The following is a 13979-nucleotide window of genomic DNA, read 5'->3' as shown; positions in this document are numbered from 1 at the left end:
ATGCGCAAACTGAATTTGGGCCCATTACATCCTATTTTGGCGTTTAGCGCCGTTGCTTTGGGCATTCTCTCCACATCTAGAGTGCTGCTTGCCGTTTGGCAAGCAGACCGAGTGAGTGCCGCTGAAGGTTGGCTCAATCTCATCGTGCAAGGTATTCGGGTCGATATTGCCACGCTCAGTTGGCTATTTATCCTGCCAGCACTGCTGGCTGCGCTTTTTCCCGTGCAAGGCATCTTCGGTAAGATTTGGCGAACACTGCTGCGTCTTTGGTTGGTGGCCGGTTTGTGGATACTTGTTTACATGGAGCTCGCCACACCGCCTTTCATCATGGAATACGATCTGCGGCCAAACCGTTTGTTTGTTGAATACCTGATTTACCCCAAAGAAGTGTTCAGCATGCTCTGGTCGGGTTACAAACTGGAGCTGTTTATCGGTTTGATCGGCTCTGTCGCGACCTTGTGGTTTGGCTGGAAATGGAGCGGGAAAGTCACGGCGCAAACTCAGCAAGTCAAGTGGCGCTGGCGTCCCGTATTGGCGGTCGCTGTTGTCATTCTTGGAGTGCTCGGCGCACGTTCATCACTAGGCCATCGACCGCTCAACCCGGCGATGGTGGCATTCTCCAGCGATCCATTGGTCAATGATCTTGTGCTGAACTCAGCTTACTCGGTCTTTTTTGCTGTCAACAATATGAAATCCGAGCGAAGCGCGGCGCAATTTTATGGCAAGATGGATACCGATCGCGTTATTGACTTGGTGAAACAATCTTCCGCCAAAGAGAACTATCTGCCTGGCAGCTTACCAACGCTAAACTTTAACCCTGCCACACATCAGGGCACAAAGAAAAACCTTGTGATCTTATTGCAAGAGAGCTTAGGTTCACGTTTTGTTGGTGGATTGGGCGGCTTGCCGCTGACGCCAAATTTGGATCAGCTGCTTAAAGAAGGCTGGAGCTTTACTCAAATGTACGCAACAGGAACGCGTTCTGTTCGGGGCATTGAGGCGGTAACCACGGGTTTCCCACCGACACCATCACGCGCTGTGGTCAAACTGAGCAAAAGCCAAACTGGCTTTTTCACCATCGCGGATTTACTGCAAAAGCAGGGATATCACACCCAATTCATTTACGGTGGCGAAGCGCACTTCGATAACATGAAAAGCTTTTTCCTCGGCAATGGCTTTGAACAGATTGTCGATGAGCCTCAATATGATAACCCTGAGTTCAAAGGCTCTTGGGGGGTGAGTGATGAAGATCTCTACACCAAAGCGGATCAAGAGTTCACTCGGCTCAATCAACAAGGTAAACCTTTCTTCAGCTTAGTCTTTACCTCGAGCAACCACAGCCCGTTTGAGTATCCCGCTGGTAAGATTGAGCCGTATGATGCCCAGTTCAATACGCGCAACAATACGGTGAAATACTCAGATTACGCACTCGGCACTTTCTTCGATAAAGCGAAAAAATCAGACTACTGGGATAACACCGTGTTCATCATCATCGCCGATCACGATGCACGCGTGTACGGTTCACAGCTCGTTCCCGTGGAGCATTTCCATATCCCGGCGTTGATTCTGGGTAAAGACATAGCTCCGAGAGAAGACGATCGCTTGGCGAATAACTTAGATATGCCACCAACCTTACTCTCTTTGATTGGAGTGGATGCGACGACACCGATGATCGGTCGAGATTTAACTAAGCCTCTCGCGCGTGAAGATGAACGAGCCATGATGCAGTTTGATAAAAACTTTGGCTATCTCACTCGTGATAGTTTGGTGGTGTTCTCACCGGGCGAAAAAGTGTCGACTTACCAATACAACTTTGCCGATAAAACGCTCACGCCCAAAGACGCTACCCCAGAGGATATTGAACGAGCCAAAGCTCATGCTTTGTTAGGTTCGATGGCGTACAAATATAATTGGTACAGCGCTGACGCCGCTCACTAACGCCCAACCCGTCATCTGACAGCCTGAAAAAACAAATTTGCTCACCCTCACAAAAACGCCATCGACTTTCGATGGCGTTTTTACTTTTTACTCAACAATCTGTGATCCGCCACAATCTCGGTAGGGATAAATCGCTAAGTGGCTGTGATTACGATCTCTCATCCTCCCTCCTCCTCCCTGCTGACTGAGTAAAAAGGCTGATTTTATTGATGAATTCTTCATCAATAATTTGCGCAAAACTCTAATAAGGAAATTAACGTGAAACAGGTACTCACCACACTTTCATTGGCGGTTGCCACCGCCTTGCTGGCCGGTTGTAACTCATCCTCCAATGTCGAGAAACTGCCCAGCACCAACGCCTACCAATGCGATGTCGCCGCGACGGATAAAGCGGACGATCTGCGTATCTACCAAGTCATGGTGGAGAGCTTTGTCAACGGCAACGAGCAAATTGGCCACGGCACTGGCTACGGCACCAGCCACCATATGGGCGATATTCAGGGCATCATTGACTCGCTTGATTACATCCAATCGTTGGGGATGAACGGCATTTGGCTCACACCAATCTTTAACTCCGTACCAAAAGCGGGGCAAGATCACTGGGCAGATCGCCTTGACGCCACCGGTTATTTTGCCACCAACTATTTTGAAATAGACCCACGTTTTGGCACCATGGACGACGCACGCCGATTGGTCGAAGAAGCCCACGCACGCGGCTTATACGTCTTCTTTGATGGCGTGTTTGGTCACCACAAAGGCAACGTGGTCGCCTCACCGACAGGCAAGCTTCCGGCTGGAGGCAACAACCCAGTAGACTACCCTGAAAGCCTCGCGTTCTATCAGGAAGTAGCACAATTTTGGGTCAAAGAACTCAAGATTGACGGTTGGCGCCTAGACCAAGCGTACCAAGTGCCGACAGAGGCCTGGGTGGAGATCCGCAAAGCCGTAGATGATGCCTCAAAAAGTGTCACTTACACCAATAACAAAGGGGAAAACGTCAACCCACTGGGCTACATGGTGGCCGAGATTTGGGCGGGTGAAAACCGCATCACCGAAACTGGCTATGGTAGCGGAGAAAATCCCGCACTCTGCTCCGCTTTTGACTTCCCGGTACGCTATCGCCTAGTCGAAACCTTTGCGGTGAATGAGGCGGGCGTAGGCGGTAAATCGGGCGAATGGCTGGCAGAAGGTATGGACTTACATGCGCTTTATCCAAGCCATGCTCAGCCGAACCTGATGATCGGCAACCATGACTTAGTCCGCTTTGGCGATCTCTTGCAGCGCGGCAACATCGCCGAGCCACAAGATGCTGAATACTGGCTGCGCCACAAAGCGGTCTTCGCTTTCCAAGCGGCTTACACTGGGCCAATCACCCTCTACTACGGCGATGAGATTGGCGATCAGGTCGATAATTTCGCCGCAAAAGTAGAACAAGATTGCGCGGTTAAAGGCTTATGTGACGATCACGTTGCTCGCTCCAGCGGCAAAGTGGAAGGCGTAACGGCGACGTTGAATGCCAACGAGCAAGACCTCAAACAGTACGTGCAAAAACTAATGACGCTGCGTAGCAACCATCCGGCCCTTGCCAAAGGCAAGCGGGTCAATGTTCTGGCTGACAACAAAGTCTACGCGGATCATAAAAGCACGGCTGACGAATCAATTCTCTACGTGGCGAATCTCGGCAAAGGGCTGCAATATTTGCAACTGAGCGATGAAAAAGTGGGATCAACGGGCAGCTTGACCGATCTGTTGACCGGTGAGGAGATCAAACTGATCGACGGGCAATATCTGGTCTCGCTCAACCCACTTGAAGCACGCTTCCTCAAGATCAATCAACCTTCGGCAGTTGGCCCTAAAGTTGCCAAAGCGGCGATGGCCAGTGGCATCGGTGAAGGCTTCATGGCGCAGTGCAATAACCCAACGCTCGATGAGAGTGGACCTATCCGCAAAAAACTCTACGTGGTTGGCGATTTCAGCGATTCGGCTTGGCAGCACCAAGATCATCGCCAGTTTGAGTACAAAGGCGACGGCGTTTACCAAGTGGTGACCAACGAAAAACCGGGCAGCTACCGTATGCAGTATGCCGCTAAAACCTGGACTCCTCAGTTCACCGCCAAAGGGCTGAGTCTGAAATTAGGCCAAGATAACCCATTGATTAAAGGCGGCTATGGTAAAGATACCGCGGTGACCATCATGGCGGAGGGCCGCTACGTTTGGAGTTTGCAATTTGACCAACAAGGTACGCCACTCAAAGTAATGGCGTCCAAATGTGCTGAGTAACGCCAGCTCAGCGACATAAGCTGGGTGTCTCACCCTGCTAGTTTGGGATGCTGTTATCAGCATCCCTTTTTTATATTTGGCTAACCTTTCACCCCCTCTGATTAACGAAATCGGCTTCCTGTTTATTTCGTGACCAAATTCAAACATATTCATGAAAGTAATGGTTTTGTAATGCCAAATTGCGACCTTTGTTAACTTTCCTGTTGCGATGAAACTTTATCCTTAATTGATTTTTATATCATTAAACAGAAGGTTATATGCTAAATAGAATAATGACTCTAAGTGCACTGACTCTGCTCTCCACCAGCGCAGCGTACGCACAAGTCACCAATGGTGACTTTGAAAGTTGGACCAACAACACACCAAACGGATGGACAACCATTGATTCCGGTATTGCGCTGAGCCAAAGCAATTCAGTGTTTAAAAGCGGAAAGCTCGCTGCAGCCATTGCAGTCAATACTGGAACCCAATCAGAGACCGATTTCACTCAGCTTGTGCAGGTGGAACAGGGCAAAACTTACCAGTTTTCCGTGTCGCTTTATCACACTGAAGGCAAAGTAAAAGCACGCTTGATCGTGGACGGCTATCAGGGCTATTCCAATAACGGCCTCGTGAACCAATGGCAAGATCTCACCTTTGCTTACACCGCGACAGCGAGCAAAGAGATTGCTGTCGGTCTGCGTTTTTATGACATGACGGGTTTTGACGGCTCTGAAACCGTTTATATCGACAATTTTCAGCCGACAGAGACCGCCACCACTCCGACAGAACCAACCAGTTGCGCCAATACTACCGCGACTCTGACCTTAATCACCGACCAATACGCTAGTGAAACCAGTTGGTTGCTCAAAGACAAATCAGGTAGCAGCTTGTTTTCTGGTTCTGGCTATGACAATTCCTCCAGCAACACAGTGGAAATGTGCCTCGCCGATGGCGAATATACGTTTGAAATCAATGATACCTACGGAGACGGCATCTGCTGCAGCGTTGGGAATGGCTCTTACAGCCTTGTCGCCAACGGCGCCACGCTTGCCTCTGGCGCTGAGTTTGGCAAAAGTCAAGCAACCACCTTTACTTTAGGCAGCAGTACGCCAACGGATCCTACTGAGCCACCGGTGCTCGGCGAATATTACAAAGCCGCTGAGGGCAAAACCGGCTTTGCACTGAAAACCGCGCTCTACAACATCATCACCAATCACAACAGCCAAGGCTACAACGCAATTTGGAACCTAGCGAAAGTCGCCGATTTGGATCTCTACTATGAGCAGGACGGTTCCATCCTTGATATGTACTCGGAAAAACCTGCGGGTGCTGACGGAGCTCAGTTTACTAAAGTGACGGACCAGTGCGGCCAGTACAGCAAAGAAGGCGATTGCTACAACCGTGAGCACTCTTTCCCGAAAAGCTGGTTTGGCGGCACCATTGAGCCAATGAACTCCGATGGTCACCACATTTTCGCCACCGACGGTTATGTCAATGCCAAGCGCAGCAATTGGCCATTTGGTGAAGTGGGTAGCGCCAGTTATGTATCCGGCAATGGATCGAAACTGGGCACGGCTTCAGCGACGTTAGGCTACAACGGCACCGTATTTGAGCCCATTGACGAGTTCAAAGGGGATTTTGCTCGCGCTTACTTCTACATGGCAACCCGCTACGAAAATGCCATCGCCAATTGGGAAGGCAATACCAGCAACTCCGACGCAATTCTTGACGGCACCAACAGCACCGTATTTGAACCTTGGATACTGAATATGCTCAAACGTTGGCATAGTGCGGATCCGGTGAGTCAAAAGGAGAGAGAGCGCAACCAAGCGGTGTTTGAGTTTCAAGGCAACCGCAATCCATTTATCGATCATCCGGAGTTTGTCAGCGCAATTTGGGGCAACTAATCGGACAGTCTTCCCCATACAGGCCACTTGCATGGGGAAGATGCTTAGCGATAGCGATTCATAATCGCTTGATGTAAAGAAATACCCTCGGCATTTTTCTCGCTTTTCAACCGATCAATCCCCATCTGCAATTGTTCTACGACCTTCTGAGGCACATGCTTATTAAAAGCAAAGTAGAGTTCACCTTTTTTAAGGATGTAAACCACCTTAAACATCTTGGGATCGAGCCCGGCTTGGCCAGTCCACCAGAGTGCCGCATTTTCATCGTAAGCAAGCAGATCAATGCGCTTTTTCATCAATTGCTCAGCCAATTGGGTGACGTAATTTGCTTCTTGCATCGCTTCACGCGGCACGCCCAGCTCCAGCAACATTTGTTCCCCGACATCGTCTCGAATCACGCCGATGCGATAGTTCGCCATGTCAATCGGGTCCTTGATGACAATACCGGAATCGACTCGAGCCAACACCACCGCTTTAATATCGCTAATTGGCCCTACCCACTTAAAAAGCGACTCACGATGCTCGGTGCGCGTGGTAGAAAATAGCACCGCATCATTGTTGGTCAAGGTCGCTCGATAAGAGCGAGCCCAAGGCTGAATGACTATCTGCTGAGGGGTGATCTGCACACCTTGTAATTTTGCCGCTTCAATAAGAATGTCGACCGAGTAGCCAGCAGGAACATCATCTTTAATGAAGTTCGCCGGCGGGTAGACTTCTGAATAGAAAGCAAGATCCTCAAGCGAGGTGACCTGAGCAAAAGAAGATGCGGAGGCGAATGCCGTGAGGACAATTCCTAAAAGACAAAAGCCGCGATGTAAGACGCCCATATTCCACCTGTTTTTTTGCCGAAAGCTACCTAAAAAATAGGTTAAGATCCCAGCAACGTCTATCAGCGGCATTCGCTAAATCAATAACGCCTCAGTTTGCCGTCACGATTTCACGGTAGAGGCAGCCACGAGGGCGGTTTCGTCTAACGGCGCTATTTTAGGCTTGCGTACCACCAAGAACACCGCCACTGCGGCCAAAACAAAACCAGCGACACCATTGATATCAAACGATTCACCGAACATCAGCCACGCTTGCAACGCCGTCATCGGTGGCACAAGGTAAAACACCGACGCCACACTCGACGCCGCACCATTTCTCACCATATAAAGTAAAAGCAAAATCGCCACGCAAGAGAGCACCACCACCAGCCAAATGAGGGCGAAAATAAACTCGCCAGTCCACTGCACCTGCATCGTTTCAAAACGCAGCGCGTAAGGCAAAAATAGCAGCATCGCCGCCATATACTGCACCGTCGCACCGCCAATCATATCCACCCCATGGCAAAAGCGCTTTTGGTATAAGGTGCCGAGGGTAATGCCCACCAATGACATCAAACACAGCGTCACCGCTTGCCATTTATATTGCTCCGATTGCCAGTCCATTTTGCCCGACAACACCAAACTGATAGCCATAAAGCCGAGTACTAACCCCAACCATTGAGAGCTGCGAAAGCGCTCTTGCAGGGTTAACAGCAGTATTACCGCCGTCAAAATCGGCTGAATGCCCACCAAAAGCGAACTCAACCCAGCTGGCATACCCAACGAAATCGCCAGATAGGTGCCACCAAGATAGAAACCGTGGATCAAGATGCCAACCACACAAGAATGCCAAAGCCCCGCTCCGGTGGGCATTCTGCGCCGAAGCAGTGCCACCAGCAGCAAAAACAGCACGACGTTGGCCGCCATACGAATCGACAGTAGCGTTGCTGGCTCTGCGTACTGCAAGCCCAATCTCGCGCCAACAAAGCCAGAGGCCCACAACACCACAAACATAAATGGGATCAATCTCAGCAACATGGTTACTTTCTCTCGTCTTGTTTTACTATTTTGGGTTACTTTAGTCGGGTACAGATAAAGAGATAAGAGACAGACAAGGCCATTTTTATGGGTACAGTTTCTCAAAGCAGTATGAACGAAAATAAATATTTGCAGGTCGAGCAGCATCTTAAGCAGCGAATCGCCACCGGGCAGTATCAAGCAGAAGACCGACTTCCGTCGATACGCGAGCTGCAACAAACGCTTGGTGTAAGTAAGAATACCGTGATCCGCGCCTATCAGGAGCTGGAAGCACAAGGGCTGGTCTATGCGCAACATCGCTCCGGGTTTCGCGTCAAAGAGCAACAAAATGAGCGAACACAAACATGCTGCGCTCCTGCCGACGTGGATCTGCTTTCGGTGTGCCGAGAGATCCTCAGCTACCCCGAACAACGGGAGCGGCTGCCGACAGGCTCCGCGCACCCCAATATCGAAGCGCCCGCGATCAAAAGCCTCTACGCCGAAATCGGACGCCATAGCCGGATGCAAAACCACTTCCCCAGCCACTACCAATTGCCGCCAGGCGATAAACTGCTGATTAAACAACTGGCAAAGTTAACGGCGGATCTGGGCGTGCCCGCCTCCGTCGATGATCTAATTGTCACCCATGGCGCACAACAAGCCATCAGTCTCGCACTGCGTGCCACCACCAAGCCCGGCGATATCGTCGCCGTGGAATCGCCTTGTTATTTCGGCACCTTGCTGCTGCTGGAATCGTTAGGTCTCAAAGTGCTTGAAATCCCCAGTTGTCCGAGAAGCGGAATGGAGATTGATGCGCTCGCTCTGGCACTGAGCCAATGGCCGATCAAGGTGATTTTAGTCACGCCCAATTTCACCAATCCGACTGGCGCAACCATGACGCTGGAGAAAAGGCAGCAATTGCTGACGATTTCAGCCGACATACCCATTATTGAAGACGACGTGTTCGGCGCGCTGAGCTTCGAAGCCCCGCAGCCAACGCTCAAGTCACTGGATAGCCAAGATCGGGTGATTTACGTCAACTCGCTGTCGAAAACCTTGGACTCACGTTTGCGTATTGGCTGGGTATTGTCTGGGCGCTATCGCCAAGCGATTGAAAAACATCTGCTGTGCGATAGCATGGGCAGCCTGAATCTGATGCAAACCGCCGTGGCGAGCTTTCTTACTTCTGGCCGTTATCGCTCGCACACCGCGCGCATGCGGCGGATCTATCAACACAACAGCAAACTGTTCTGCCAGATGCTTAGCAAGGCCTTAAACCAGTGTCCCAGCATGCTGGGCCGGTTTACTCTTCACCCAGCGCAAGGTTCCTTTCTGCTGTGGTTGATCCTACCGCAAGGGTCTGACAGCTATCAGCTTTATCAACAATGCAAACAACAGGGCATCAGCTTGCTGCCCGGCACGGTGTTTGGCACCCAGCAGCAATACCGGCACTGTGTGCGCTTTTGTGTCGCGACCTTTAATCAAGATAAAAATTGGCAAGCGGCGATCGATTTACTCGCCAAGCTGATTGCTAAACAGATCCCCAAAGACCCGCTGTAAACTAAGGGTACATTGCAGTTTACAAATTGCGGCAAAATGAAACTTGTGGCACTTTAGGGCCGATTCGTGCGCCATGTCATAATGGCGCTTCTTCAAAGCAACCATTTTCAAGGACAAAAATGACTGCGACTTCCTACCTAAATCAACTCAATCACCAATATCTGACCATTCATCGCAGCAAAGAAGATTTCTTCTGGGAAACCTACATGGGCATCAGCGATGATCACCAAGGATCAACCCAAGCACAGACACAATGGACCAACTTTTTAGCCCAAGCCGACAAGATCACTGAGATCAAACAACAACTTCAAGCGGCTGAGCAGATCACTGACCAACAAGAAAAAAGTGCGACCAAACAGGGGCTACAAGGCTGGCTGAACATGTTTGAATCGCATGCAATTGAAGCTGACACCGCTCGCGAGCAAAAAGCCGAGCTGATCCGTTTCGAAGCAGAGCTGTTTGAGAAAAAACAGAACCACGTCATGACCTACACCAACGAGCAGGGTCAAGAAGTCGAAGGCAGTCTGCCGGTACTTGGCGCAGCGATTCGCAATAGCGATCAGGAAACGGTGCGTCAATCGGCCCACCAAGCCCTGCTCAATCTCGAACAGTGGCTGCTACAAAAGGGTTTCTTAGAGCTGGTCAAAAAACGCAATGCCTTTGCTCGTTCGATGGGCTACCGAAATTTCTTTGACTATTCGGTGGTTAAAACCGAGCACATGACCACACAAGCACTGTTCGCCATTTTGGATGATTTCGAGCAACGTACTCGCCAATCGCATCAAAATAGTTTGCAGCAACTGGCGCAAGAAAAAGGATCAGCAGCTCTACACGGGCACAACTTCATCTTCTCATTTGCAGGCGATGCGATGCGCGATCTCGATCCGTACGTGCCTTTTTCTAAATCGCTGCGCCGCTGGGTCGAATCGTTTGGCCGATTGAACATCGACTACTCCGCGGCCGAGTTAACTCTCGATTTGTTGGATCGCAAAGGCAAATACCCGAATGGTTTCTGCCACGGGCCAATCCCGTCATTTTACGATCAAGGCGAATGGATCGCGGCTAAAGTCAACTTCACTTCGAATGCCAAACCGGATCAAGTCGGCAGTGGTTACGATGGCATTAACACCTTATTCCATGAGGGTGGCCACGCCGCACACTTTGCCAACGTGAAGATGAACGCGCCATGCTTCTCGCAAGAGTTCGCGCCAACCTCAATGGCGTATGCAGAAACACAATCCATGTTCTGCGACAGCTTACTCAACGATGCCGATTGGCTAAAATTGTACGCGCTCGATGCCAATGGCAATCCGGTACCGGATGAAGTGATTCAAGCGATGATCAACAGCCGTCAGCCATTTAAAGCCTACGAAGAGCGCAGCATCTTAGTTGTGCCGTACTTTGAACGTGCCTTGTATGAACTGGAGGAAACCCAACTGACGCCAGAAGTGGTCACTCAGTTGGCGCGCGATACCGAGCAGAAGATTTTAGGGCTGGCGTGCAGCCCAAGGCCGCTGATGGCGATCCCTCACCTGCTGTCGGATGAAGCGTCCTGCGCTTATCAAGGTTATCTGTTAGCGCACATGGCGGTATATCAAACTCGCGCTTACTTCACCGAAAAGTTTGGTTACTTGACTGACAACCCAGAGATCGGTCCCTTGTTGGCAAAACATTACTGGCATGCAGGCAACAGCGTTTCTCACTCGGATTCGATCAAAAGCCTCACTGGCGAGGGCTTTAACGCCAAGTACCTCGCCGATGCATGCAACCTTTCCAGTGAACAAGCGTGGCAACAGCAGCTGAAGAAAATTGCGGCGCTGGGTGAGCGCACACGTCCACAGCCAGCGTCTCTCAATGCCCGCATCACTGTGGTCGATGGCGCGAAGGTTCTGGCGAGCAACGAGTTAAGTGATGTCGATATGTGCGAGCAATTTGAGCGCTACATCGAAACCACTTACGGCCGTTAATCTTGCCGTCAAGGCATATTGCTCAAGGGCTGGATCACTCCAGCCCTTTTTTGTTGTTTTCTCTTCGCTCTCTGCGCTTCACTTTTACCTCATTTCGTACCCAATAAAACTCGCTGCAAAATTGAAATACATAACAAATACTTATAAATAACTGATTGATAAAGAAAGCTATTTCTATATGCTACAGGCGTCATTATTTAGTATAATGCGGCTTAGTTTTGTCGCATAACATGCGGCATGATGTGCACTTTTTACTACTTTGTCTTCTTCTTTTCGAATCACACAACATCAGTGGAAGAAGCTTCTATAAACAACGGAGTTGGCTGTGAAAAAACTACTACTTGCTTCAGCGGTATCGGCTGCAGCGATTGGCGCTTATGTTTACCAAAGCGGCGTTCTGACCCAAGAAACCAATGATTTGCTCTCTTTAATTCCAGCAGAATCAGCCATCGTTTCGGTGCAAACCGAAGCGTTTGACCACTATGCTTATCTAAAATCGGCCAGCTTCGGTCAACAGCAACTGGCCGATGAGTTTGATGGCGACCTCACCCCAGAGCAACATTTTCTCATTGCTTTATTTGATGGTTATGCGCAAAGCGCCTCTTCCCCTGAAGCGCTCAAAAAGTACCTTGGTACAGCAGAAAAAATTAACCCCTTGTTTTACACCATAGGTTTAATCCCTGTGTACAAGCTCACGCTGCAAGATCCGGCTGCATTTTGGCACACCATCGACCAAAAAGAGCAGGAAACGGGCGCGACACACAAAGCAGAAAAACTGGGGAGCGTCGATTTCCGTCGATATGCCGTCGCTGACAAACAAGAGTTTGGCATTGGTCTCGATTTGATTATCGCCACTGAAAGCAACGTGCTGACGATTACGCTCGATAGTCCTGAGTTGGGCAACGAAAGCCCGCTGAAAATGGCACTAGGTCAAGAGAAACCAACGCGCTCCTTAGCTGACACGGATATACTCAGCGCGCTTCAGGCCAAATATGGCAAAGAGAACAATAGCTACGCGTACTTTGATCATCAAGCGTTGATCAAAGGGTTGACCACGAAAGAGGGCAATCGCATCGCTAAGCAACTGAATGTCATCAAACAGCCTCAAGATGAAGAAGTGTTTGCCTTGCTACAAACGCCTGCATGTCAGCAAGAGCTCGCCACCATCGGCAGCAACTGGCCACGTACCGTCGCGACGGGTCAGTTTAAGTACCAAGAAGGTAAAGCAGTCTTAAATGGCGACGTGATCGTCGAAAGCAACAACAAGACCATTTTGAATGCATTGAACACCATTCGTGGTTTCCTACCGAGCCTCAAAGCGGACGATGCCAGCATCTTCAGTTTAGGTTTTGGTCTGGAAATGGCGAAACTGGCTCCTGCTGTGGGAGAAATCTGGCAAGATCTACGCACACCAACGTACTCTTGTGAGCTACTGAGTGAATTCCAAAACGGGCTCGGTACACAAAATCCAGCAGCGATGATGAGCATGGCGTCGGGCATGGTCAATGGTCTAAAAGGGGTGAGCTTTAGTCTGTACGACCTCAAGGCAAACTTTGAAGGTGAGTATGGCCCGACGCTCGATAAACTGGACTTCATCCTCAGTATGTCGGCCAGCGATCCGAAGATGCTGGTACAAAGCGCGCAAATGTTCATCCCTGAGCTTGCAGGCATTGACATTCCTGCCAATGATCAGCCTGTGGATCTCACTGAACTGCTGCAAGATCAAACAGGGTTAGAGAATCCGCTGTTTGCGCGTCTTAACGACAAACACTTCACACTGTATTCCGGTGAAAAAGCAACCTCGGCCAGTGGAGAGATTATGCCACAAGCACTCAATGCCAACGGCTTGATGAAGTTTTTCATGGATTCACCTCGCTTGTTAGAGCTGATTGATCTCGGCATGCAAATGAGCGGCGAAGAACTGCCTCAAGAGGTGGTAGACGCTTTTTATAGCGAGTCCGCTACCACGGTGACGCTGGATGTGGATCAACACGGTGTGGTCTTCGGTTTTGGTTATCACAATGATCTCAACGAGATGAAAGTGGCCAAAGAGCAAGCGAGCCAATAATCTCTGCAGGATACTTTTTGCTGGGCACGAAAGTGCCCATTTTTTATGGTCTTGCAAAAGAAAAGCGACCTGAATCGGTCGCTCACAGTCTGGCTTACTTTCCCTATTTCATCGGCGCTCCATCTGCCGGGTTGATGTCGGCAGCATGGTCCGAATCGTCAAATCGATACAAGGATGCTTGTCTGTTGTGGATCAACTGAGCCGCGAGAGAAGGGCTAACTGCACGGTGTTCGCCTCTCTCCACTCTGAATTCTCCGTCCCAAAAGTTATCTCTAAAGCGTCCTGATTCCAGGAACTCAACAACCACTTTCATGGCTCTCTCCTCTTCCTCACTTTCGCTGTTAATTATAGTTTTGCCATTAAAAAGAGTGATAATACCAAGCTGTTATAACAAACCGTTCCTTTACAACTCTATTGAGGAATAAAAACAGAGGCGCTCAATGCGCTCAACACC

9 protein-coding genes are annotated in these 13979 nt (G+C 49.9%); 6 read left to right on the top strand and 3 right to left on the bottom strand.

Features of this window, described 5'->3' with window-relative positions; all coding sequences use genetic code 11:
- The 3 genes from I3X05_RS21340 to I3X05_RS21330 all read left to right on the top strand — a co-directional run bounded on the left by I3X05_RS21340 (position 1) and on the right by I3X05_RS21330 (position 6107).
- A complete protein-coding gene (locus I3X05_RS21340; protein ID WP_045570135.1) occupies positions 1-1938 on the top strand; it encodes an LTA synthase family protein in 1938 nt (645 codons plus the stop codon).
- Positions 1939-2196: 258 nt separating this feature from the next.
- Positions 2197-4218: an alpha-amylase family glycosyl hydrolase gene (locus tag I3X05_RS21335; protein ID WP_193157452.1), complete on the top strand. Its 2022-nt coding sequence runs from the start codon at positions 2197-2199 to the stop codon at positions 4216-4218.
- 257 nt (positions 4219-4475) lie between these two features.
- On the top strand, positions 4476-6107 hold the full coding sequence (locus I3X05_RS21330) for an endonuclease (protein ID WP_337971249.1): 1632 nt from the start codon (positions 4476-4478) through the stop codon (positions 6105-6107).
- Between the two features lie 44 nt (positions 6108-6151).
- On the opposite strand, the gene I3X05_RS21325 is transcribed toward I3X05_RS21330, so the two are convergent.
- Together I3X05_RS21325 and I3X05_RS21320 are read right to left on the bottom strand one after the other, a co-directional pair.
- Positions 6152-6934 carry a substrate-binding periplasmic protein gene (locus I3X05_RS21325; RefSeq protein WP_045570132.1) on the bottom strand — a complete coding sequence of 261 codons (783 nt, stop codon included), beginning with the start codon at positions 6932-6934 and terminating at the stop codon, positions 6152-6154.
- Positions 6935-7036: 102 nt separating this feature from the next.
- A complete protein-coding gene (locus tag I3X05_RS21320) occupies positions 7037-7951 on the bottom strand; it encodes a DMT family transporter (RefSeq protein ID WP_045570131.1) in 915 nt (304 codons plus the stop codon).
- Positions 7952-8038: 87 nt separating this feature from the next.
- Between I3X05_RS21320 and I3X05_RS21315 the strand changes: the two genes are divergently transcribed.
- From I3X05_RS21315 to I3X05_RS21305, 3 genes are all read left to right on the top strand, one after another.
- Complete coding sequence (locus I3X05_RS21315; RefSeq protein WP_045570130.1) at positions 8039-9490, top strand: PLP-dependent aminotransferase family protein; 1452 nt, start codon at positions 8039-8041, stop codon at positions 9488-9490.
- A 119-nt stretch (positions 9491-9609) separates the two neighbouring features.
- Positions 9610-11457 carry a M3 family metallopeptidase gene (locus I3X05_RS21310; protein WP_045570129.1) on the top strand — a complete coding sequence of 616 codons (1848 nt, stop codon included), beginning with the start codon at positions 9610-9612 and terminating at the stop codon, positions 11455-11457.
- A gap of 325 nt (positions 11458-11782) precedes the next feature.
- Positions 11783-13525: a hypothetical protein gene (locus tag I3X05_RS21305; protein ID WP_045570128.1), complete on the top strand. Its 1743-nt coding sequence runs from the start codon at positions 11783-11785 to the stop codon at positions 13523-13525.
- Between the two features lie 103 nt (positions 13526-13628).
- On the opposite strand, the gene I3X05_RS21300 is transcribed toward I3X05_RS21305, so the two are convergent.
- Entirely contained in the window at positions 13629-13838 is a 210-nt protein-coding gene (locus I3X05_RS21300; RefSeq protein ID WP_039427058.1) for a hypothetical protein, read from the bottom strand.
- Between the last annotated feature and the right edge of the window lie 141 nt (positions 13839-13979).

The organism is Vibrio navarrensis, assembly GCF_015767675.1.
GTDB lineage: Bacteria > Pseudomonadota > Gammaproteobacteria > Enterobacterales > Vibrionaceae > Vibrio.
The sequence above is the reverse complement of the archived record's forward strand: the minus strand, read 5'-3'. Positions and strand labels throughout refer to the sequence as shown.